This window comes from Enterobacter sp. BWH52, assembly GCF_001037565.1.
Taxonomy (GTDB): domain Bacteria; phylum Pseudomonadota; class Gammaproteobacteria; order Enterobacterales; family Enterobacteriaceae; genus Enterobacter; species Enterobacter hormaechei_C.
This window is the reverse complement of sequence record NZ_KQ089854.1, coordinates 1,784,296-1,804,971: the sequence shown is the minus strand read 5'-3', so window position 1 is coordinate 1,804,971 and position 20,676 is coordinate 1,784,296. Positions and strand designations below refer to the sequence as shown.

Below are 20,676 nucleotides of genomic sequence, written 5' to 3'. Positions count from 1 at the left end.
AGTCCTCCTGCTTTAAGTGTAGAGGGTTTCCCTGGACGTAAACACGGGCGAAGAAAGGGGTTATTGCTGTACGAGAGTCGTGACCCGCTCTGCCGGGACGGCAGGCCACAGGCTTCCCTGCATTGCACCAAAATTGAATGGCAGCACGCGTTGTAAGATGCCGTGATCGTCAATTCCCGAGACCATGACCGACTGACAGTGCGGCGCGATCTGCCAGAGAATAGCGCGCATAAAAGGCTCAAACGAGAGTGCCGAGACACGCTGCTGGATAAAGTTTTTATCCAGAACCACCCGTTTGAACAGACCATCATAAACCGGCTTAAGGGACGCAGCCCCTGCACCGAAGTTAGCCAGCACTAAGGGGAAATGGATCGCCATTCTTGCCAGACAGGGATCGTCTTTCCCGTTATTTAAACCTGGATAGTTCTCATTAACAGTAAACTCAAGAAACGGATATCGTTCAAGGATTGAAACAGCGTTCTCATTAGTTAATAAAAACTCAACAATTGCAGGTGTAATATTGATCCATGCAATTAACTGATGCTGAATAAAAAATAGCTTACAGGTATCGAGTAATTGTAGTTTCTCCTGAAACAGCGCTAATTCATCTTCCTGAGAAAGATGGGGGATAACCAGTTCAGTCGGGATCCGTACGTCCGCACCCACGCCAGTAAAGTTAACCAAAATCTCTAAACCTTTAAGCAAACCTGCACTATCACGCGCCGGAAGGAGTAAAAGTTCAGACTGGTAAGCATTATCTAGCGTAATAATCATCGCGCTTGTCCTGCATTAAAGATGAGAGAGAACATCCTGGAGCAATTGCAGGCACAATTCCACTGTCTTGATTTTAATAAGATTAATTTCATTCTTTCCGTATTAATTTTCAGATTTTTCCCTGAATCTTAATTAATTTTATCCTGGTTATTGAATAATAGCCAGTTTTAGATAAAACAGGCACATGCGGACATAAATAATTGGGCAAAAAATTTAACTTTAATCAACCCGCAAGAAAAGCCTGACGTCTATTTTCACCGCCAGGCCCTCCGCACTGCATTTTTATGCAGCGGTTAAATACGTCTGGCCTGCCAGAAGTTTTTACGCCAGTAAACATTATCCAGAGAGGAGCGCATCACGCCACGGCTGGTCGAGGCATGAATGAACTGATTATCGGTGTCATAAATGCCGACATGAAGGCCGCTTTCACCGGAGCCCGTTTTAAAAAAGACCAGATCGCCGGGCAGGAGTTCGTCTTTATCAATTTCAGTACCGATTTTCGCCTGCATACGCGTTTCTCGCGGAAGCTGGAGGTCAAATTTATCGCGGAAGGTCATCAGCACGAATCCTGAGCAATCCACCCCGCCCCGGCTCATGCCGCCGTAGCGATAAGGGGTGCCGCGCCAGTTGCTGAGCTGATCGTTCAGGCTGGCAATGACCGTAATGGAATCGGAAAGCCGTGGGTTGGGCGGAGGTGCACGATGGCTGCTGCATCCTGCAAGAAATAGCGCCGCAACAAGGAGAAACCAGAATCGCATTTCAGACGAATCCTCTGCTTTTTTTGTTCTTTCGGTAATTTAGCGTGCATCTATGCGACTGTGCAAGAAAGGTTATTCCTGCGCCGTGGAAATGAGCATCTTGTGGCCTTCAATATCCAGCCTCCGGAACGACATGTGGTAAGCGCTCGCAAGATTGGCGGCCGTCAGCACGTTGTCGCGCGTTCCGCTGGCAATCAGTTTGCCACGCGCCAGCAACCACACCCGATGCGCGTGGCGCAACGTATGGTTTAAATCATGGCTGCTCATCACAATGGCGATCCCCTTGCGACATAGCGCGCTGAGCAGGGTATCCAGCGCTGCCTGTTGGGCAACGTCCAGCCCGCTCATCGGCTCGTCCAGCAGCAGCATCCGCCCGTGAGGATTTCCCGCCGGATGGATCTGAAGGATAACGGCGGCCAGACGCACGCGCTGCCACTCGCCGCCGGAAAGCTGATTTGCCTGCCGGGTGAGCTTATCGTCTAACCCGAGCGCCGCAGCAACCTCGTTGAGCAAGCCCACCTGATTTTTATCAGACAGATGCAGCGTCAGGTAGTGCCAGACGGGCATCGCAAAGGGCGGAACCTGCTGCTGAACCAGGTAGCTTCGACGGGAGGCAAGTGTAGCGGGTAGCCAGTCGACGAGCGATTGCCCGAGAAAGGTTATCTCTCCTTCCCCGGTGGTCAGCCCCGCCATGCGAGCCAGCAGCGTGCTTTTTCCGGCGCCGTTTGGCCCAACCAGGTGAAGGATTTCACCTGCGTTGACTGCGGCAGTCACAGGCTCAAGACGTCCCTTCCCGGCAACGTCCGTGAGCTGCATCAGCAGCGTCATTATTTCGCCAGCGCCAGCTTGATTGATTCCATCACGATAGGATCTTCCGGCGTCATGTCAGGCGAAAAACGCTGCACGACCTGACCGTCACGTCCAATCAGGAATTTTTCGAAGTTCCACAGAATATCGTCCGGATAGAGCGGCGCGCGGCCTTTACTCGCCATACGCTCATAGAAACCACTCTCTTCAGGCGCAACGGCGGTCGGCGCCGCGGCCACCAGTTTGGCATACAGCGGATGACGATTTTCCCCGTTCACGTCAATTTTGCTGAACATCGGGAACGTCACGCCATAGGTTGTGCTGCAAAAGGTCTTAATTTCCTCTTCGCTGCCCGGCTCCTGGCCCAGGAACTGGTTGCACGGGAAGCCGAGTACGGTAAAGCCGTCTTTTTCCCAGGCTTTATGAATGTTTTCCAGCTGTTCATACTGCGGCGTAAGGCCACATTTCGACGCCACGTTCACGATGAGCAGCACCTTGCCCTTGTAGCCTTCCAGCGTGGTTTTCTCGCCGTCAATGGTCGTCACTTCGGTATTCAGAATATCAGGCTGCATAGCATTCCCTCAGGTTGACTTACAGGTTGTGTTTTAACGTCCAGCTTTTAATAGTAGCCAGATAAAGACCGGCGCGCCCAGCGTTGCGGTCACCACGCCTATGGGCAACTCAGCGGCCGTCAGGGCGAGTCGGGCGATGATATCGGCAACCAGCAGCGTTGCCGCCCCGGCAACCGCCGAGGCCGGGAGCAGGGTTCGGTGGTCCGTCATGCCGCACAGACGCAGCATATGCGGGATCACCAGCCCAATAAAGCCAATCGCCCCCGCCAGCGCCACGCTTACGCCCACCATCCAGCCGATGGCGATAACCAGCACGTTGCGCCAGAATCCAATCGGCATCCCGAGCTGGCGAGCAGACGTTTCGCCCAGCGCGAGAATATTCAGCGGCTGCGCCTGGAAAACCATCCACAGGATAGCCGGGATCAGGAGCACCATCAGCCACCCCTGACGCCAGTCGACGCCACCAAATCCCCCCATCATCCAGTACATTAACTGGCGCAGATCGAAGGAGGTGGAGAAGTAGACGGCCCAGGTCATCAGCGCACTACAGATGATCCCCAACGCTACCCCGGCAAGTAGCAGCCGGCTGGTGGATAAATGGCGACGAGCAAAGCGCAGAAGGATAAGGGTTATCAACAGCGCGCCAAGGATGGCGCTGAGGCTAATCCCCCAGCCGGAGAGCTCGCCTCCCCCCAACATCACGGCGGCGATAAGCCCGACGCCTGCACCATTCGAGACCCCGAGAAGCCCGGGTTCCGCCAGAGGGTTTTCAAATAATGCCTGCATGATCGTACCGCACAGCGCCAGCGCAGCGCCGACTAAAAGGACAGCCAGCGTCCGCGGCAGGCGGATCTGCCAGACAAAGAGCTGCCCTTCAGGCGTAAACCAGCTTTCCGGCCCCAGCCACCGATCGCCCGCGCACAGGCTGACGGTGGTGGAGACAATCAACAGCACCCCGAGCAGACACAGGCGGCGGAGATCGGAGCGGTGCTGAAGACGGGCAAGATCAAGCATAGACGATAGGTTATCCGGTTGAGATATCATTGATTTTACGGCGGGTTTAGCAAATAGCGCAAAGAAAAAAGGCCGCGTGAGCGGCCTTTTTAGTTAGTTCATATTACTCTGCTTTGGGCGTTGCGTTTTCGACACGGCTTTTTAACTTCTGTCCGGGTCTGAAGGTCACCACGCGGCGGGCTGTAATGGGAATATCTTCCCCCGTCTTCGGGTTACGGCCCGGACGTTGGTTTTTGTCTCGCAAATCAAAATTGCCAAAGCCGGAGAGTTTAACCTGCTCACCATTTTCCAGAGCACGACGGATCTCTTCGAAAAACAGCTCTACCAGCTCTTTGGCATCCCGTTTGCTAAGCCCAAGCTTATCAAACAGATATTCTGACATTTCAGCTTTTGTAAGCGCCATAGGTTCAATCCCTCAATGATGCCTGGAATCGCTCTTTTAATGCCTCTACACATTTGGCGACGGTAGCGGCAATCTCCTCTTCTTCGAGTGTACGGCTGGTATCCTGAAGGATAAGGCTAATAGCGAGGCTCTTGAAACCTTCTGCTACGCCCTTGCCGCGGTACACGTCAAATAAGTTTACGCCAACTACCTGATTTACGCCAACTTTCTTACATTCGGCCAAAATATCTGCTGCGGGCACATTTTCAGCGACCACAACCGCGATATCACGGCGGTTTGCCGGGAAGCGTGAGACGTCCTGCGCCTGAGGAATGACGCGGTCTGCAACCGGGTTCCACTCCAGTTCGAATACGATGGTACGGCCATTCAGATCCAGCTTACGTTCCAGTTCCGGGTGAACAACCCCAATGAAACCAACACGTTTGCCGTCTAAATAGATCGCCGCACTCTGACCCGGATGCAGGGCTGGAATCGCTTCTGCGCGGAATTCAATTTCGGATAATTTACCGGTCAGATCGAGAATCGCTTCCAGATCGCCCTTCATATCGTAGAAATCAACCGTCCCTTTTGCCAGGTCCCAGTGCTCTTCATAGCGGTTACCGCTGATGGCGCCGGCCAGCATGAGATCCTGACGGATGCCTAAATTCGCCTGAGTATCCGGTACAAAGCGCAAACCGCTTTCGAAAATACGCACGCGGTTTTGCTGACGGTTCTGGTTATAAACGATAGTGCCCAGCAGTCCCGTCCACAGGGACAGACGCATCGCTGACATCTCGCTGGAAATCGGGCTTGGCAGGATCAGCACTTCCTGACCCGGGTGGATCAGCTGTTGCAGCTTAGGATCAACGAAGCTGTAGGTGATCACTTCCTGGTAGCCTTTGTCGTTCAGCATGGTTTTCACACGCTTCAGAGACAGATCGGCCTCGCGATGGCTGCCCATCACCAGACCCGCCTGCACCGGCTCGTCAGGGATGTTGTTGTAGCCGTAAACGCGGGCCACTTCTTCCACCAGATCTTCTTCGATCTCCATGTCGAAACGCCAGGATGGCGCAACGGCTTTCCACTCGTCCTGACCTTCTGTGACTTCGCAGCCCAGGCGCGTCAGAATGTCGGTCACCTGCGCATCGGCAACGTGGTGACCAATCAGGCGATCCAGCTTGCTGCGGCGCAGGGTAATGGTCGCACGCTTCGGCAGTGTCGCTTCGTTGGTCACATCAATTACCGGACCCGCTTCACCGCCGCAGATATCGATCAGCAGGCGAGTTGCACGCTCCATCGCTTTGTATTGCAGCGCAGGATCCACGCCACGCTCGTAGCGATGAGAAGCATCAGTGTGCAGACCGTGACGGCGTGCGCGGCCAGTGATGGAGAGCGGGCTGAAGAACGCGCATTCCAGCAGGACGTTTTGCGTCTCGTCGTTAACGCCAGAGTGCTCGCCGCCGAAGATACCGCCCATCGCCAGCGCTTTGTTGTGATCGGCAATCACCAGGGTGTCGGCGTTCAGTTTCGCTTCGCTGCCGTCCAGCAGAACCAGGGTTTCGCCCTCTTTCGCCATGCGCACGACGATCCCACCTTCGATACGATCTTTATCAAAGGCGTGCATTGGCTGGCCCAGCTCCAGCAGAACATAGTTGGTGACGTCAACCACGGCGTCGATAGAACGGATACCGCAGCGACGCAGTTTCTCTTTCATCCACAGCGGGGTTGGCGCTTTAACGTTAATACCTTTCACCACACGACCGAGGTAGCGTGGGCAGGCCTCAGGCGCGTCTACCTGAATCGGCAGCACGTCACTGATGGTTGCCTCAACCGGCGCGATCTCCGGCACGTTCAGTTCGGTCTGGTTTAGCACGGCCACGTCGCGGGCCACACCGATGATGCCTAAGCAGTCGGCACGGTTTGGCGTTACGCTGATTTCGATGGTGTTGTCATCAAGCTTCAGGTATTCGCGGATATCGGTACCGACTGGCGCATCCTGCGGCAGTTCAATAATGCCGGAGTGATCGTCGGAAATACCCAGTTCGGAGAAGGAGCACAGCATACCTTCAGACGGCTCACCGCGCAGCTTAGCCGCTTTGATTTTGAAATCGCCCGGCAGTACCGCACCGACGGTCGCCACGGCCACTTTCAGGCCCTGACGGCAGTTTGGCGCACCGCAGACGATATCCAGCAGACGATCACCGCCCACATTGACTTTTGTTACGCGCAGTTTGTCAGCGTTAGGGTGCTGACCGCATTCAACCACTTCGCCCACGACCACGCCGGTGAAGGCGCCAGAAACCGGCTCTACACCGTCAACTTCCAGACCCGCCATGGTGATCTGGTTGGAAAGCGCGTCGCTGTCCAGCGTGGTGTTCACCCATTCGCGTAACCACAGTTCACTGAATTTCATTGTTCTGTCCTGCCCTTATTTAAACTGTTTGAGGAAACGCAGATCGTTTTCGAAGAACGCACGTAAATCGGTTACGCCGTAGCGCAGCATGGTCAGACGCTCCATGCCCATACCGAACGCAAAGCCGGAATACACTTCTGGATCGATACCCACGTTGCGCAGCACGTTTGGATGCACCATGCCGCAGCCCAGCACTTCCAGCCATTTACCGTTTTTACCCATCACGTCAACTTCCGCAGACGGTTCGGTGAACGGGAAGTAGGACGGACGGAAGCGAACCTGCAAATCTTCCTCAAAAAAGTTGTTCAGGAAATCGTGCAGCGTGCCTTTCAGGTTGGTGAAGCTGATGTTTTTATCAACAATCAGACCTTCCATCTGGTGGAACATTGGGGTGTGGGTCTGATCGTAGTCGTTACGGTATACGCGACCCGGCGCGATGATGCGGATAGGCGGTTCCTGTTCCTTCATGGTACGGATCTGAACGCCGGAAGTCTGGGTACGCAGCAGACGGGTAGCGTCAAACCAGAAAGTGTCGTGGTCAGCACGTGCCGGATGATGGCCAGGAATGTTGAGGGCATCGAAGTTATGGTAATCATCTTCAATTTCCGGGCCAGTCGCCACGGTAAAGCCGAGCTCACCGAAGAAACTTTCAATACGATCGATAGTACGGGTAACCGGATGCAGACCGCCGTTTTCGATACGACGACCCGGCAGAGAAACGTCAATCGTTTCTGCCGCCAGACGCGCATTCAGTACTGCGCTTTCCAGCTCGGCTTTACGCGCGTTCAGCGCCTGCTGTACCTGCTCTTTGGCTTCGTTAATCACTGCACCGGCTGCCGGGCGCTCCTCTGCTGGCAGTTCACGCAGGGTAGTCATCTGAAGGGTCAAATGCCCTTTCTTGCCCAGATATTCGACGCGGACATTGTCTAACGCGGCAACATCTGAGGCCTGGTTAATGGCGGCCGTTGCACTGGCAACCAGCTCTGCGAGATGTGACATGGTTTTCCTCATTATGTCGGTGCAGACACCGAATTGTTGGACGTATTCTCTTAACTTCAGGCACAAAAAAAGCCTCCATCGGGAGGCTTATCTGGCGCTGTTTTTCGTTTCATCTTTCACGCGCTAGCCTCCTGAAGTCAGGTGCTAAAGTAAAAGAAGAAGCGGAAAATAGCAGCATTCATGCTTGCGTTACCTTGTAGGGTAAAAACCGTTAAGACCTTATTGAAAAGCCTGCACGGATAAATGTCAATCTTCTGATGGTGTTAAATGAAAAGAGGAGGCAAAGCCCCCTCTCTCAACTGGCTTATGCCAGTGCTGCTTTCGCTTTTTCGACCAGAGCGGTGAACGCTACTTTGTCGAATACTGCGATGTCAGCCAGGATCTTACGGTCGATTTCAACAGAGGCTTTTTTCAGGCCGTTGATGAATTTGCTGTAAGAAATACCGTTCTGACGTGCTGCTGCGTTGATACGCGCAATCCACAGTTGACGGAACTGACGCTTACGCTGACGACGGTCACGGTAAGCGTACTGACCTGCTTTGATAACAGCCTGGAAGGCAACGCGGTATACGCGTGAACGCGCACCGTAGTAGCCTTTAGCTTGTTTCAAAATTTTCTTGTGACGTGCACGTGCAATTACACCACGTTTTACGCGAGCCATGTGTGCTCTCCTGTATCTATTCTAAGTTAAAAAAGTTAAACGTTAACGACTTATGCGTACGGCAGGCACGCGATGACCAGGCCCAGATCGCCTTTAGAAACCATGGCTTTTGGACGCAGGTGACGTTTACGCTTGGTAGCTTTCTTAGTCAGAATGTGACGCAGGTTAGCGTGCTTGTGCTTAAAACCACCTTTACCGGTTTTTTTGAAGCGCTTAGCAGCACCGCGTACGGTCTTAATTTTTGGCATTTTAATAACTTCCACTTCGCATTGTTAAATAAACGAAACATAGGCGAACAAAACCTATGAAACCCGAAGGCTCCACAGATTTTGCTGCTTGAAGGCCTTACTGTTTCTTCTTAGGAGCGAGCACCATGATCATCTGGCGGCCTTCGATCTTCGTAGGGAAGGATTCGACTACTGCCAGTTCACTCAGATCGTCACGGACGCGGTTAAGCACTTCCATACCAATCTGTTGGTGGGCCATCTCACGACCGCGGAAACGCAGCGTGATCTTGGCCTTATCGCCATCTTCCAGAAAGCGAATCAGGCTGCGGAGTTTTACCTGATAATCGCCATCGTCGGTACCAGGACGGAATTTGATTTCCTTAACCTGGATAACTTTTTGCTTCTTCTTCTGTTCCTTAGAAGACTTACTCTTTTCATAAAGGAACTTGCCGTAGTCCATGATACGACAAACTGGCGGTTCGGCGTTAGGGCTGATTTCAACTAAATCTACTCCAGCTTCTTCAGCCTTTTCGATCGCTTCTCTCAGACTCACAATCCCCAGCTGCTCGCCTTCCAGACCTGTTAAGCGAACTTCCTGGGCGCGAATCTCGCCATTGATACGATTCGGACGTGCCGTTTGAACTCGTTTTCCGCCTTTAATACCTTATTCCTCCAGTTGTTGAAGACTGCGGCTGCGAATCTCTTGTTGCAGCTTCTCAATCACTTCACTTACGTCCAGGCTCCCCAGGTCTTTACCACGGCGGGTGCGAACGGCAACTTTGCCTGCTTCCACCTCTTTATCACCACAGACCAACATATACGGGACACGACGTAAAGTGTGCTCGCGGATTTTAAAGCCAATCTTCTCATTTCTCAAGTCTGCTTTTACGCGAATGCCCGCATTTTGTAGTTTCTGCGTCAATTCTTTAACGTAATCCGCCTGAGAATCGGTAATGTTCATCACCACGACCTGCACTGGCGCAAGCCAGGTTGGGAAGAAGCCTGCGAACTCTTCGGTCAGGATGCCGATGAAGCGCTCCAGTGAACCGAGAATCGCACGGTGAATCATAACCGGCACCTGACGCTCGTTGTCTTCGCCAACATAAGAGGCGCTTAAACGCTGCGGCAGGGAGAAGTCCAGCTGTACCGTTCCGCACTGCCATGCGCGATCGAGGCAGTCATACAGGGTAAATTCAATTTTCGGACCGTAGAATGCGCCCTCGCCCAGCTGGTATTCGAACGGAATACCGTTCTCTTCCAGCGCTACGGCGAGATCCGCCTCTGCGCGATCCCATGTCTCATCGCTGCCGATACGTTTTTCCGGACGCGTTGAGAGTTTGACCACGATCTTCTCGAAGCCAAAGGTGCTGTACATATCGTAGACCATACGAATACAGGCGTTAACTTCTTCACGGACCTGATCTTCAGTACAGAAGATATGCGCATCATCCTGAGTAAAGCCACGAACACGCATCAGACCGTGCAGCGCACCTGATGGCTCGTTACGGTGGCAGCTACCGAACTCCGCCATACGCAGCGGCAGATCGCGGTAGGATTTCAGACCCTGGTTGAAGATCTGAACGTGGCCCGGGCAGTTCATTGGCTTGATGCAGTATTCACGGTTCTCAGACGAAGTGGTGAACATCGCATCTTTGTAGTTGTCCCAGTGGCCGGTTTTTTCCCACAGCACACGGTCCATCATGAACGGGCCCTTCACTTCCTGATACTGGTACTCTTTCAGCTTGGAGCGCACGAACGTTTCCAGTTCACGGAAGATAGTCCAGCCGTCGTTATGCCAGAACACCATCCCCGGCGCTTCTTCCTGCATATGATACAGGTCAAGCTGCTTACCGATTTTACGGTGGTCACGCTTAGCCGCCTCTTCCAGGCGTTGCAGGTATGCGTTCAGGGCTTTCTTATCGGCCCACGCGGTACCATAGATACGCTGCAACATCTTGTTGTTGCTATCGCCACGCCAGTAAGCGCCTGCGATTTTCATCAGTTTGAAGTGATGACAGAAGCGCATATTCGGCACGTGCGGACCACGGCACATGTCGACGTATTCCTGGTGATGGTACAAGCCTGGCTTGTCATCATGAGCGATGTTTTCATCAAGAATCGAGACTTTGTAGCTCTCGCCGCGCTTCACGAAGGTTTCACGCGCTTCGTGCCAGCTGACTTTCTTCTTAATGACGTCATAGTTGGTTTCGGCGAGCTCGTGCATACGTTTTTCGAGCGCGTCGATATCTTCCTGGGTCAGGGTGTGGTCAAGGTCAACGTCGTAGTAGAAACCGTTGTCGATAACCGGGCCGATCGCCATTTTGGTGTTTGGCCACAGCTGCTTGATAGCATGGCCTAACAGGTGCGCGCAGGAGTGACGAATGATCTCCAGACCTTCTTCGTCTTTCGCGGTGATGATCGCAAGCGTTGCATCGCTTTCAATCAGATCGGACGCGTCTACCAGCTCGCCATTTACGCGGCCTGCAATGGTTGCTTTTGCAAGTCCAGGACCGATATCCAGGGCAACATCCATTGGGCTAACAGCGTGGTCGAAATGGCGTTGGCTGCCATCAGGAAGAGTAATTACAGGCATTTTATATCCTTATTTGCAGTGATGCCCCACACATAAGAGCATATACAAAGAAAATAATCGTGATTAAACAGTAGATTACGAAACCATCTGACCAACAATCGTCAAATTGGTTCGTCATCATTCACCGGCCGATTTCAGAATAATGCGGGTTTACGACAGGCGACGTAATGGTAACACTATTGACAGGGCGAATGCACCTTCCTGCGACCGTTTTGAACCGCACATCCTGTTGTCTGCATTAATGAACTTTTGTTGGCGGGTGCTCGCAATCCGAAAGTGCTGAGCTATTCTTGATCTGGTCCTTAAACATCGAAGGGGTATCACATGAACGTATCGAGTAGAACCGTTGTGATATTAAATCTACTTTCCGCTGCTGGCCTGGTATTGATTCTGGCTGACAGATTCCATTGGTTTTAAGCCGAACCGGTGTTCCGGCATAACCTGTTCTCCCTTGTTGAGCGCTTTCTGGCGCAGACTTTGGTAGACTAAGGGTATCAACTGACAAGGATTAGGTTATGCCAACAAAAAGATTTGCCGTGAAGCACTGGAAAATGGTCGTGGTGTTAATTGCTATTTGCGGCGCGATGTTGCTGCTGCGCTGGGCCGCTATGATCTGGGGCTAATATTTTGTCAGCGAAAACCTGCCGTGAATTTACTGAATAAATCTTAACTATCTTTACGATAATTTATGGTCCAAAACCGGTACGTCATAATCCGGTTTTCGACAGGCTGTGGCAGCGTATATATTCCGTCACACGTGGCAGTTGAAATATCAGGACCACTCACCCGCCACCAGCTTATGTACATCAAATGCATCATTCATTGACTGGCCGGTAGACTGAGTGCCAGGGGCAATGTTGGAGCCTGCTTCTACATCAGAGGCTTTAGCGATCCCGATTGGGCTGTTAACGTCATTGGCAGGTTGCGTATTATCAGCAGCAAATACGCCAAATGAAAGTGCGGAAAGCACCATCGCTGCTGTAGCGGTTTTGATTTTTTTCATAATTTTATTCTCATACTTATTTAATGCGATATGCCTGAGGCAAGTTTTTCGCCTGTGCCGTAAGTGTAGATCTGGATCACATTCTTGCCTAGTCAAATTATTTATCAATTCGTGTCAAATAAACTGAATAAGCCCTGGCCAGCTAATTATGGAGAAATTATGAAGATGAAACCAGACACATTATTTTAAAACGCCGTTTAATATAAATAAGCACAGTTTCAGAAAATAAAAAACGGGCCGGGATTATTCTCGGCCCGACGATATTACATTTTATAACCTAATGAAATCGTGGTTCGGCGATCGGTATGTTCCGGTGCAGAATCGGGTGGGGATGAGTTCCAGGTTACGTTGTACGCCACCTTGAGTCCAAAGTGTTCATTGATCGCCACGTTCAACGCACTTTCTGAGTTCAGCGTTGTATCTTCAGCACCAAACACCGACACACCCTGGGTGAATTTTGCGTTGTCGGTCATCTGCCATGCATAGGTGCCCGATGCATAACCCAGCGGCTGGGTTTCATCTTCGCCGTTGGTGTACTCGTCGTAACGGACACCCGGACCGAATTCAAAACGCAGGCTGTGCACCGGCCCATTGAGGAACTGACGACCATAACCCGCAGTTACGACATCACGCTGGCGATAGCCGTTGTAGCGGTCAGTCAGCCAACTCGCCTGCCCGAACAGGTAGTCATAATCGGTCATGTTGTATCGGCTACGTCCGCCTACCGCGTATTTCTCCGATGAGCGTTGATCGTTAGCAGAGGTGTTGCTGGCATTTCCCCACAGCGACCAGGCCGTGGTGTTGCCGTACCAGGTCAGGGTGCTGTCTGCGGTCAGGGAGGAACTTTTCGTGTTACCGGATTGCGCCAGATACCCGGCATTCACATTACCTTCAAAGGGTTTTTTGGCAGTGGAGGGATCGTCCATGACAGTAAAAACGGTATCATCGGCGGTTGCATTCAGTGACGCAAATACGCCACCCGCCAGCATCAGTGCTGCGGGTACTGTCTTCAAAAGCTTCATTTTATTTAAGGAGTCCGTACAACATAAAAAGAGACCGTCACGGTCTCGGAAACTTTCTTGCGGATCAATGACAAGGCGACCATAGAAAGGTAACAAATTATAAAAAGCCGCAAATAACATAGCAATATTTTCTTCTTTCATTTTTTGAATAAGAACGATCCCAAAACGCGTTTTATTTTATATGCCCGGCGCAGCTTATTTGTCAGCATTCATATTTAAAATCATACTGTTATTTACGTTGCCTTCCTGCCAAACGGTGCCAGGCTTAAAAGAACCCATGATAAAAGGAGGTCATGATGGCTTCGATTTATACGCTGACACTCTCCCCTTCCCTCGACTCCGCGACCATGACGCCGCAAATCTACCCGGAAGGTAAGCTGCGCTGTAGCGCGCCGGTGTTTGAGCCGGGCGGCGGCGGCATCAACGTGGCGCGCGCTATTACCCATCTCGGCGGAAAAGCCACCGCCATCTTCCCCGCTGGCGGCGCCACGGGAGAACATCTGGTGGCGTTGCTGGCAGATGAACAGGTGGCCGTAGACACCGTCGACGCTAAAGACTGGACCCGGCAGAACCTGCATGTCCATGTTGAATCCAGCGGCGAGCAATATCGCTTTGTGATGCCGGGGGCGAAATTGACCGATGATGAGTTTCGTCAACTGGAAGAGAAAGTGCTGACCATTGAAAGCGGCTCATTACTGGTGATCAGCGGTAGCCTGCCGCCGGGCGTCAAAACAGAGAAACTGACGGCGCTGGTTCAGGCTGCGCTCCAGCGCGGCATCCGCTGCGTTGTCGATAGCTCGGGCGAAGCCCTGAAGGCGGCGTTAGAACCCGGACAACTTGAACTCGTTAAACCTAACCAGAAAGAGCTCAGTGCCCTGGTTAATCGAGAACTCAGCCAGCCTGATGACGTTCGTACTGCCGCAGAAGAGCTGGTACGTACGGGCAAAGCGCATCGCGTTGTTGTTTCTCTCGGTCCTCAGGGGGCGCTGGCCGTCGATAAGACGGGCTTTGTGCAGGTTGTGCCACCGCCGATGAAAAGCCAGAGCACCGTGGGTGCCGGTGACAGTATGGTTGGCGCGATGGTGCTGAAGCTGGCGCAGGGGGCTTCGCTTCTGGAGATGGCTCGCTATGGCGTCGCGGCAGGGAGTGCAGCCACCATCAATCAGGGAACGCGTCTGTGTTCGCTTGCGGATACCCAGAAAATTGTCGATTACCTCGAGAGAAGCTGAACCTGCTTCCCCTTCCCATGGAAGGGGAAGTCGCTAAACAGGGCTTATCGACTATGCTAAGAAAACTTTCAGGATAACAACGAGGTGAATTATGAGCAGTGGTGATATCACCCGCTACGTCGTAACCGTGAATATTCATGAAGCGTCGCTGACCGAACTGAATGAACTCAACAACGCGTTCACGCGCGCCAATTTTCTGCTTACGCTGACGGACGATGAGGGCAATATTCACGATCTCGGCTCACTGGCATTTGGCCTGATAAGCCCGCTGAGTCAGGAAGAGGTGAAGGCGCTGGCCAGTAGCCTGGTGGAAAGCGTGACTGACAAAGCCACGGAAATTGATGTGGATAGCTGGGAAAACTGGCATAAAAAAGAACAATAAGTGCCCTGTATAAAATTAAACCGCTCAGTTGTGCGTTAGTTCCTGTTTTTTTATAGCCGTTTTGCGCTAACTTTATGATCTGGCAGACAACATGGGAGAGACATCATGTGGCAGGCTATCAGTCATCTTTTAAGTGAGCAGCTGGGTGAAGGTGAAATTGAACTGCGTAAAGAACTGCCAGGCGGAGAGATCCATGCCGCATGGCATTTACGTTACGCCGGGCGCGATCTTTTCGTTAAATGTGATGAGCGCGAATTGCTCCCCATTTTTACTGCCGAAGCCGATCAGCTTGAGCTGTTATCGCGCAGTAAAACAGTCACCGTTCCGCAGGTTTTAGCCGTCGGCAGCGATCGTGACTATAGCTTTCTGGTGATGAACTATCTTCCCGCGCGTCCTCTGGATGCGCATAACGCCTTTATTCTCGGGCAACAGATCGCCCGTTTGCACCAGTGGAGCGATCAACCTCAGTTTGGGCTCGATTTCGATAACCACCTCTCCACCACCCCACAGCCAAACGCATGGCAGCGCCGCTGGTCGACTTTTTTCGCCGAACAGCGCATCGGCTGGCAGCTGGAACTGGCCGCTGAAAAGGGATTAGCGTTCGGCAACATCGACGCGATTGTTGAACATATTCAGCAGCGTCTGGCTTCGCATCAGCCTCAGGCTTCCCTTCTGCACGGTGATTTATGGTCAAACAACTGCGCGCTTGGGCCTGATGGTCCCTATATATATGACCCGGCCTGCTACTGGGGCGACAGAGAGTGTGACCTCGCGATGCTGCCGTTGCACCCTGAACAGCCGCCGCAAATTTATGATGGCTATCAGTCTGTCTCGCCGTTACCTTCGGGTTTCCTTGATCGTCAGCCGGTTTATCAGCTGTACACCTTGCTAAACCGGGCTATTTTGTTTGGCGGGAGTCATCTGGTAAATGCCCAGCGGGCGCTGGACCGTATTCTGGCGGCATAGCGGGAAGGGGCGGCATCACGCCCCTTCCCTTAGGATTTACAGGAAGCCAAGCAGCGTAAAGAAGAAATACCCGGCCACAATGATGATGACCGGCAGGATGTAGAGCGGGAAAAACTGCACAAAAATGGTATGACGCGGAACGACAATGCGCGATTCGATCTGCTCGCGGCTCATCCCGTCAGGGCCTTTCGCCTTCTCAAGTATCAGCTGATCTTCCACCCCTTCGCGTAAAAAGCGGGTCTGGCGACTCATGCGCGCGCCGGAGGCCTGCAACGCCATCGCGATAAATATCAACGCATAGATTATCCAGAAACCGACATTCAGCTGGTGGTGAAAATCCGGCGTGGGCGAGTTGAACCAGAAGACGTTCAGGAACGGGGTGTTAAACCGCATCATCTCAATCATGACGTGGGCAAAATCAAGCATAACGGCATTGATGCCCGGCTGTTTTTCGCTGTGATCGTACATAAATTTGAGTACGGAGATCAGCGTTGAAATCAGGGCGGGAATAAAAATAACCCAACCAGCAACACGTTTTAAGACCGCGATGCGTCCAGCTTGTTGATACGTCATTAGTTCCTCTTCATAAAGACGCGTTATTTGTGCCTAAGTCTACCTGCTGTCGGTCAATTTCGCCCGCTCTTTGCATGCAATATGCTAAATTGCTTGTGCTTAGCACCGTTCGTCTTACCCCAAGATAAGGAGATGTTGTAATGTCGACACCGCGCCAGATACTTGCCGCTATTTTTGACATGGATGGATTGCTGATTGATTCCGAACCCCTGTGGGATCGGGCTGAACTGGACGTGATGGCCAGCCTCGGCGTCGATATCAGTCGTCGTAACGAGCTTCCCGATACCCTGGGGCTGCGCATCGATATGGTGGTTGACCTTTGGTATGCCCACCAGCCATGGGTTGGCCCGGATCGCGACGAAGTTACGGCGCGCATTATCAACCGCGCCATCTCCCTCGTAGAAGAGTATAAGCCTCTGTTACCGGGCGTACGCGACGCTATCGCCCTGTGCAAGGCGCAAGGGCTGAAAGTGGGGCTGGCCTCCGCCTCACCGCTGCATATGCTGGAAAAAGTGCTGACGATGTTCGGGCTGCGCGACAGCTTCGACGCGCTGGCCTCGGCCGAAAAGCTTCCGTACAGCAAGCCACATCCGCAGGTGTATATGGACTGCGCCGCGAAACTGGGGCTGGATCCGCTTACCTGTGTGGCGCTGGAAGATTCGGTTAACGGCATGGTGGCGTCCAAAGCCGCACGTATGCGCTCCATCGTTGTGCCGGCTGAAGAAGGCCGACACGATCCCCGTTTTGCCCTGGCGGATGTCAGGCTGACGTCTCTTGAAGAATTGACTGCCCGCCATCTGCGTGGGGAGTAACGCTCTTTCAGGCAGCTTCGGCTGCCTGCCCCGAAAAATCAAAACAACGTTTTACTTTATTTGCTTTTCTCATTCCAGACTCCTATTCTTACGTGCAGAATGACAATAACCTGACTTCTGAGGCGCGTATGATACTGGATGCTTTTACTCTGGCAGGAAAAGTGGCGATGGTGACCGGGTGCGATACCGGTCTGGGGCAAGGCATGGCCATTGCCCTCGCCGAAGCAGGATGCGATATCGTGGGGGTTAACCGCAAGGTTCCTGACGAAACGGCAGCGCGCGTTACGGCGCTGGGACGACGCTTTATCGCGATTCGCGCCGATCTTGGCAAGCAGGAGAGTATTCAGAGCGTGGTGGATACCGCAGTCGCTGAGATGGGCCGCATCGATATTCTGGTTAACAATGCCGGCACCATCCGCCGTGCCGATGCGCTGGAATTTAGTGAGAAGGACTGGGACGAGGTCATCGATCTCAATCTGAAATCAGTCTTTTTCCTCTCTCAGGCAGTGGCGAAACAGTTTATCGCGCAGGGTCAGGGCGGCAAGATCATTAACATTGCTTCCATGCTCTCCTTCCAGGGCGGCATCCGGGTGCCCTCCTATACGGCGTCCAAAAGCGGCGTGCTGGGCCTCACCCGCCTGCTGGCGAACGAATGGGCAACGCTGGGCATTAATGTGAATGCTATTGCGCCGGGTTATATGGTGACAAATAACACCCGGCAACTTCGGGATGATGAGCAGCGCAGCCAGGCGATCCTCGACCGGATTCCGGCGGGCCGCTGGGGTCTCCCGGAGGATTTACAGGGTCCGGTGGTGTTTCTGGCTTCAAGAGCATCTGATTACGTTAACGGTCATACTCTCGCCGTAGACGGTGGCTGGCTGGCGCGCTAACCGCGCGTTTGTGACAAAGGGTTACACCGTCACCTCTTTCACACACTGTATAAAAACCCTATACTGTATGAATCGACAGTTTACCGGGTTTTATCATGACGGCGGAAGGCCACCTGCTTTTTTCACTTGCCTGTGCAGTGTTTGCCAAAAACGCTGAACTGACCCCTGTGCTGGCACAGGGGGACTGGTGGCATATTGTCCCTTCCGCCGTACTTACCTGCCTGCTGCCGGACATAGATCATCCAAAGTCATTCCTTGGCCAGCGGCTAAAGTGGATTTCAAAGCCCATCGCCAGAGCCTTTGGTCATCGCGGGTTTACCCACAGCCTGCTGGCCGTATTTGGCCTGCTTACACTCTTCTATTTAAAGGTTCCGGAGAGCTGGATCGTCCCGGCGGATGCCATTCAGGGCATGGTGCTTGGCTACTTAAGCCATATCCTCGCCGATATGCTGACGCCAGCGGGCGTACCGCTGCTCTGGCCCTGCCGCTGGCGTTTCCGCCTGCCAATCCTCGTGCCGCAAAAAGGCAACCAGCTGGAGCGCGTTCTGTGCATGGCGCTGTTTGCGTATGCCGTCTGGATGCCGCAGACATTGCCCGAAAATGGTGCAGTGCGCTGGTCATCGCAGATGATCAACTCGCTGCAATTTCAGTTCAATCGTTTTATTAATCACCAGATTGAACATTAAACCGACAATATAATCACTTTTGTCATAAACCATTCCATATGGATATAAGCGTGGCATCACACTTCTGATAACCTTGCGCCAACAGGTTCGGTAAAAACCGACCGTATAATAAATCAGGAGAACGGGGATGAATTTTCCACTCATCGCGAACATTGTTGTGTTCGTCGTATTGCTATTGCTTCTCGCCCAGGCTCGCCACAAACAGTGGAGCCTGGCGAAAAAGGTACTGGTCGGTCTGGTCATGGGTGTGGTGTTTGGCCTGGCCTTACACGCTATTTACGGCTCCGACAGCCCGGTACTGAAAGACTCCATTCAGTGGTTCAACATTGTCGGTAACGGCTATGTACAGCTGCTGCAAATGATCGTTATGCCGCTGGTATTCGCCTCTATTCTGAGCGCCGTAGCCCGCCTGCACAATGCCTCTCAACTGGGTAAAATCAGCTTCCTGACCATTGGTACCCTGCTCTTCACCACGCTGATTGCAGCGCTGGTGGGTGTGCTGGTAACCAATCTGTTTGGCCTGACTGCTGAAGGTCTGGTGCAGGGTAGCGCTGAAACCGCGCGTCTGACGGCGATTGAGACCAACTACGTGGGTAAAGTGGCCGATCTGACCGTTCCGCAGATGGTGCTCTCCTTCATTCCGAAGAACCCGTTTGCTGACCTGACCGGCGCAAGCCCAACCTCCATTATCAGCGTGGTGATCTTCGCGGCATTCCTGGGCGTGGCTGCGCTGAAGCTGCTGAAGGACGATGCGCCGAAAGGCGAGCGCGTTCTGACGGCCATCGATACCCTGCAAAGCTGGGTGATGAAGCTGGTGCGTCTGGTCATGCAACTGACGCCGTACGGTGTCCTGGCGCTGATGACCAAAGTCGTTGCAGGTTCTAACCTGCAAGACATCATTAAGCTTGGCAGCTTTGTGATTGCCTCGTACCTCGGTCTGGGCATCATGTTTGTTGTGCACGGCATTCTGCTGGCGGTGAACGGCGTTGGCCCGCTGAAATACTTCCGTAAAGTCTGGCCGGTGCTGACCTTCGCTTTTACCAGCCGTTCCAGCGCGGCATCTATCCCGCTGAACGTCGAAGCACAGACCCGTCGTCTGGGCGTACCGGAGTCTATCGCCAGCTTCTCGGCCTCCTTTGGCGCCACCATCGGGCAGAACGGCTGTGCGGGTCTCTACCCGGCGATGCTGGCCGTGATGGTTGCCCCAACCGTGGGGATTAACCCGCTGGATCCGGTCTGGATTGCGACGCTGGTCGGTATCGTGACCATTAGCTCCGCCGGTGTTGCGGGCGTGGGCGGCGGCGCGACCTTCGCTGCGCTGATCGTTCTGCCTGCGCTTGGACTGCCGGTGACGCTGGTTGCCCTGCTGATCTCTGTTGAACCGCTGATCGACATGGGTCGTACCGCCCTGAACGTGAGTGGCTCAATGACCGCCGGTACCCTGACCAGCCAGTGGCTGAAGCAGACCGACAAAACAATTCTCGACAGTGAAGATGATGCCGAACTGGCCCATCGTTAATCACGGCCGAAATAAAAAAACCGCCTGAGGGCGGTTTTTTTATGGCTGTTATTCTTCAACCTCTTCATCCTGGCGGGTCTGCATAGCCCATCGCTGCGCCGATTCTGGCACCGTAAACGCAGGGGAGCGACGGAAGTGCTCGCCAATCAGCACGAAGGCAACGTATTTACCCCGTAACATCCAGACATCGCGAAAACCATCCACTTTCAGGGCATGGTCAGGCGGCGCGGGTTCAACGCGGGGCACATAGCTAATAACCTGGCGGTTTTGTTGACGAAGAGGTTTCATAAGCGACGGGTTCACTAAAGCAAATTCTTAAAGCAGGAAATTTCTATCATAGCCGATTCTCCCCCCACCCGTCGCGCCTGACATGTGGCAGATGGCTCCTTTCGCT

General features: G+C 53.1%; 26 protein-coding genes and 1 other annotated feature. Of the genes, 9 read left to right on the top strand and 17 right to left on the bottom strand.

The window, feature by feature from the left end; all coding sequences use genetic code 11:
* Positions 1-60: 60 nt before the first annotated feature.
* The 13 genes from SK47_RS08575 to thrS form a co-directional block, all read right to left on the bottom strand.
* Positions 61-774 (bottom strand): EAL domain-containing protein, encoded by a 714-nt coding sequence (locus SK47_RS08575; protein WP_003857794.1) that lies wholly within the window; start codon positions 772-774, stop codon positions 61-63.
* A 293-nt stretch (positions 775-1,067) separates the two neighbouring features.
* Positions 1,068-1,532 (bottom strand): NlpC/P60 family protein, encoded by a 465-nt coding sequence (locus SK47_RS08570; protein WP_015570730.1) that lies wholly within the window; start codon positions 1,530-1,532, stop codon positions 1,068-1,070.
* 72 nt (positions 1,533-1,604) lie between these two features.
* A complete protein-coding gene (gene btuD, locus SK47_RS08565) occupies positions 1,605-2,360 on the bottom strand; it encodes a vitamin B12 ABC transporter ATP-binding protein BtuD (RefSeq protein ID WP_022650906.1) in 756 nt (251 codons plus the stop codon).
* Positions 2,360-2,911: a glutathione peroxidase gene (locus SK47_RS08560; RefSeq protein ID WP_023315929.1), complete on the bottom strand. Its 552-nt coding sequence runs from the start codon at positions 2,909-2,911 to the stop codon at positions 2,360-2,362. The genes btuD and SK47_RS08560 overlap by 1 nt, the downstream gene beginning before the upstream one ends.
* Positions 2,912-2,944: 33 nt before the next feature.
* A complete protein-coding gene (gene btuC, locus SK47_RS08555; protein ID WP_023315928.1) occupies positions 2,945-3,925 on the bottom strand; it encodes a vitamin B12 ABC transporter permease BtuC in 981 nt (326 codons plus the stop codon).
* A gap of 103 nt (positions 3,926-4,028) precedes the next feature.
* A complete protein-coding gene (ihfA, locus tag SK47_RS08550) occupies positions 4,029-4,328 on the bottom strand; it encodes an integration host factor subunit alpha (protein WP_003857805.1) in 300 nt (99 codons plus the stop codon).
* Positions 4,329-4,332: 4 nt separating this feature from the next.
* Positions 4,333-6,720 carry a phenylalanine--tRNA ligase subunit beta gene (gene pheT, locus SK47_RS08545; RefSeq protein ID WP_032667094.1) on the bottom strand — a complete coding sequence of 796 codons (2,388 nt, stop codon included), beginning with the start codon at positions 6,718-6,720 and terminating at the stop codon, positions 4,333-4,335.
* Between the two features lie 15 nt (positions 6,721-6,735).
* Entirely contained in the window at positions 6,736-7,719 is a 984-nt protein-coding gene (gene pheS, locus SK47_RS08540; RefSeq protein ID WP_003857809.1) for a phenylalanine--tRNA ligase subunit alpha, read from the bottom strand.
* Between the two features lie 62 nt (positions 7,720-7,781).
* Positions 7,782-7,906: a sequence feature (Phe leader region), on the bottom strand.
* Positions 7,857-7,901, bottom strand: a complete 45-nt coding sequence (pheM, locus tag SK47_RS23885) for a pheST operon leader peptide PheM (RefSeq protein ID WP_001386830.1) — start codon at positions 7,899-7,901, stop codon at positions 7,857-7,859. It overlaps the preceding feature by 45 nt.
* 117 nt (positions 7,907-8,023) lie before the next feature.
* A complete protein-coding gene (gene rplT / locus SK47_RS08535; RefSeq protein ID WP_000124850.1) occupies positions 8,024-8,380 on the bottom strand; it encodes a 50S ribosomal protein L20 in 357 nt (118 codons plus the stop codon).
* A 50-nt stretch (positions 8,381-8,430) separates the two neighbouring features.
* A complete protein-coding gene (gene rpmI, locus SK47_RS08530) occupies positions 8,431-8,628 on the bottom strand; it encodes a 50S ribosomal protein L35 (protein ID WP_001124225.1) in 198 nt (65 codons plus the stop codon).
* Positions 8,629-8,725: 97 nt separating this feature from the next.
* The gene (gene infC / locus SK47_RS08525) at positions 8,726-9,268 is read right to left on the bottom strand and encodes a translation initiation factor IF-3 (RefSeq protein WP_023616141.1); all 543 of its coding nucleotides are present in this window, start codon (positions 9,266-9,268) and stop codon (positions 8,726-8,728) included.
* Between the two features lie 3 nt (positions 9,269-9,271).
* Positions 9,272-11,200 (bottom strand): threonine--tRNA ligase, encoded by a 1,929-nt coding sequence (gene thrS, locus SK47_RS08520; RefSeq protein WP_003857814.1) that lies wholly within the window; start codon positions 11,198-11,200, stop codon positions 9,272-9,274.
* A gap of 324 nt (positions 11,201-11,524) precedes the next feature.
* Here thrS and yncL point away from each other — a divergent pair, with 324 nt between their 5' ends.
* A complete protein-coding gene (yncL, locus tag SK47_RS23065; RefSeq protein ID WP_071785204.1) occupies positions 11,525-11,617 on the top strand; it encodes a stress response membrane protein YncL in 93 nt (30 codons plus the stop codon).
* A 98-nt stretch (positions 11,618-11,715) separates the two neighbouring features.
* Positions 11,716-11,823, top strand: a complete 108-nt coding sequence (yniD, locus tag SK47_RS23880) for a small membrane protein YniD (protein ID WP_003857815.1) — start codon at positions 11,716-11,718, stop codon at positions 11,821-11,823.
* A 149-nt stretch (positions 11,824-11,972) separates the two neighbouring features.
* On the opposite strand, the gene SK47_RS08515 is transcribed toward yniD, so the two are convergent.
* Together SK47_RS08515 and SK47_RS08510 are read right to left on the bottom strand one after the other, a co-directional pair.
* On the bottom strand, positions 11,973-12,203 hold the full coding sequence (locus SK47_RS08515; RefSeq protein ID WP_003857817.1) for a YdgH/BhsA/McbA family protein: 231 nt from the start codon (positions 12,201-12,203) through the stop codon (positions 11,973-11,975).
* Between the two features lie 263 nt (positions 12,204-12,466).
* Positions 12,467-13,225: a DUF481 domain-containing protein gene (locus tag SK47_RS08510; RefSeq protein WP_026080717.1), complete on the bottom strand. Its 759-nt coding sequence runs from the start codon at positions 13,223-13,225 to the stop codon at positions 12,467-12,469.
* Positions 13,226-13,521: 296 nt separating this feature from the next.
* Between SK47_RS08510 and pfkB the strand changes: the two genes are divergently transcribed.
* The 3 genes from pfkB to SK47_RS08495 all read left to right on the top strand — a co-directional run bounded on the left by pfkB (position 13,522) and on the right by SK47_RS08495 (position 15,802).
* On the top strand, positions 13,522-14,454 hold the full coding sequence (gene pfkB, locus SK47_RS08505) for a 6-phosphofructokinase II (protein ID WP_022650900.1): 933 nt from the start codon (positions 13,522-13,524) through the stop codon (positions 14,452-14,454).
* A 91-nt stretch (positions 14,455-14,545) separates the two neighbouring features.
* Positions 14,546-14,836 carry a type V toxin-antitoxin system endoribonuclease antitoxin GhoS gene (gene ghoS, locus SK47_RS08500; RefSeq protein WP_003857822.1) on the top strand — a complete coding sequence of 97 codons (291 nt, stop codon included), beginning with the start codon at positions 14,546-14,548 and terminating at the stop codon, positions 14,834-14,836.
* A 105-nt stretch (positions 14,837-14,941) separates the two neighbouring features.
* Complete coding sequence (locus tag SK47_RS08495; RefSeq protein WP_048243895.1) at positions 14,942-15,802, top strand: fructosamine kinase family protein; 861 nt, start codon at positions 14,942-14,944, stop codon at positions 15,800-15,802.
* 36 nt (positions 15,803-15,838) lie between these two features.
* Here SK47_RS08495 and SK47_RS08490 read toward each other — a convergent pair whose 3' ends face one another.
* The gene (locus SK47_RS08490) at positions 15,839-16,375 is read right to left on the bottom strand and encodes a YniB family protein (RefSeq protein WP_003857823.1); all 537 of its coding nucleotides are present in this window, start codon (positions 16,373-16,375) and stop codon (positions 15,839-15,841) included.
* Positions 16,376-16,515: 140 nt separating this feature from the next.
* Here SK47_RS08490 and hxpB point away from each other — a divergent pair, with 140 nt between their 5' ends.
* The 4 genes from hxpB (at position 16,516) to tcyP (ending at position 20,282) form a co-directional block, all read left to right on the top strand.
* Entirely contained in the window at positions 16,516-17,187 is a 672-nt protein-coding gene (hxpB, locus tag SK47_RS08485) for a hexitol phosphatase HxpB (RefSeq protein WP_003857825.1), read from the top strand.
* Positions 17,188-17,315: 128 nt separating this feature from the next.
* Positions 17,316-18,077 (top strand): 2-dehydro-3-deoxy-D-gluconate 5-dehydrogenase KduD, encoded by a 762-nt coding sequence (kduD, locus tag SK47_RS08480; protein ID WP_032658160.1) that lies wholly within the window; start codon positions 17,316-17,318, stop codon positions 18,075-18,077.
* 95 nt (positions 18,078-18,172) lie between these two features.
* Entirely contained in the window at positions 18,173-18,763 is a 591-nt protein-coding gene (locus tag SK47_RS08475) for a metal-dependent hydrolase (RefSeq protein ID WP_015570742.1), read from the top strand.
* A gap of 127 nt (positions 18,764-18,890) precedes the next feature.
* Entirely contained in the window at positions 18,891-20,282 is a 1,392-nt protein-coding gene (gene tcyP, locus SK47_RS08470; RefSeq protein WP_022647826.1) for a cystine/sulfocysteine:cation symporter, read from the top strand.
* Positions 20,283-20,330: 48 nt separating this feature from the next.
* Here tcyP and cedA read toward each other — a convergent pair whose 3' ends face one another.
* Complete coding sequence (gene cedA, locus SK47_RS08465; RefSeq protein WP_071785203.1) at positions 20,331-20,585, bottom strand: cell division activator CedA; 255 nt, start codon at positions 20,583-20,585, stop codon at positions 20,331-20,333.
* Positions 20,586-20,676 lie beyond the last annotated feature (91 nt).

Coding starts and splice junctions, on each gene's coding strand:
- SK47_RS08575 (WP_003857794.1), bottom strand. CDS start 774: ATGATTATTACGCTAGATAATGCTTACCAGTCTGAACTTTTACTCCTT.
- SK47_RS08570 (WP_015570730.1), bottom strand. CDS start 1,532: ATGCGATTCTGGTTTCTCCTTGTTGCGGCGCTATTTCTTGCAGGATGC.
- btuD (WP_022650906.1), bottom strand. CDS start 2,360: ATGACGCTGCTGATGCAGCTCACGGACGTTGCCGGGAAGGGACGTCTT.
- SK47_RS08560 (WP_023315929.1), bottom strand. CDS start 2,911: ATGCAGCCTGATATTCTGAATACCGAAGTGACGACCATTGACGGCGAG.
- btuC (WP_023315928.1), bottom strand. CDS start 3,925: ATGCTTGATCTTGCCCGTCTTCAGCACCGCTCCGATCTCCGCCGCCTG.
- ihfA (WP_003857805.1), bottom strand. CDS start 4,328: ATGGCGCTTACAAAAGCTGAAATGTCAGAATATCTGTTTGATAAGCTT.
- pheT (WP_032667094.1), bottom strand. CDS start 6,720: ATGAAATTCAGTGAACTGTGGTTACGCGAATGGGTGAACACCACGCTG.
- pheS (WP_003857809.1), bottom strand. CDS start 7,719: ATGTCACATCTCGCAGAGCTGGTTGCCAGTGCAACGGCCGCCATTAAC.
- rplT (WP_000124850.1), bottom strand. CDS start 8,380: ATGGCTCGCGTAAAACGTGGTGTAATTGCACGTGCACGTCACAAGAAA.
- rpmI (WP_001124225.1), bottom strand. CDS start 8,628: ATGCCAAAAATTAAGACCGTACGCGGTGCTGCTAAGCGCTTCAAAAAA.
- thrS (WP_003857814.1), bottom strand. CDS start 11,200: ATGCCTGTAATTACTCTTCCTGATGGCAGCCAACGCCATTTCGACCAC.
- yncL (WP_071785204.1), top strand. CDS start 11,525: ATGAACGTATCGAGTAGAACCGTTGTGATATTAAATCTACTTTCCGCT.
- yniD (WP_003857815.1), top strand. CDS start 11,716: ATGCCAACAAAAAGATTTGCCGTGAAGCACTGGAAAATGGTCGTGGTG.
- SK47_RS08515 (WP_003857817.1), bottom strand. CDS start 12,203: ATGAAAAAAATCAAAACCGCTACAGCAGCGATGGTGCTTTCCGCACTT.
- SK47_RS08510 (WP_026080717.1), bottom strand. CDS start 13,225: ATGAAGCTTTTGAAGACAGTACCCGCAGCACTGATGCTGGCGGGTGGC.
- pfkB (WP_022650900.1), top strand. CDS start 13,522: ATGGCTTCGATTTATACGCTGACACTCTCCCCTTCCCTCGACTCCGCG.
- ghoS (WP_003857822.1), top strand. CDS start 14,546: ATGAGCAGTGGTGATATCACCCGCTACGTCGTAACCGTGAATATTCAT.
- SK47_RS08495 (WP_048243895.1), top strand. CDS start 14,942: ATGTGGCAGGCTATCAGTCATCTTTTAAGTGAGCAGCTGGGTGAAGGT.
- SK47_RS08490 (WP_003857823.1), bottom strand. CDS start 16,375: ATGACGTATCAACAAGCTGGACGCATCGCGGTCTTAAAACGTGTTGCT.
- hxpB (WP_003857825.1), top strand. CDS start 16,516: ATGTCGACACCGCGCCAGATACTTGCCGCTATTTTTGACATGGATGGA.
- kduD (WP_032658160.1), top strand. CDS start 17,316: ATGATACTGGATGCTTTTACTCTGGCAGGAAAAGTGGCGATGGTGACC.
- SK47_RS08475 (WP_015570742.1), top strand. CDS start 18,173: ATGACGGCGGAAGGCCACCTGCTTTTTTCACTTGCCTGTGCAGTGTTT.
- tcyP (WP_022647826.1), top strand. CDS start 18,891: ATGAATTTTCCACTCATCGCGAACATTGTTGTGTTCGTCGTATTGCTA.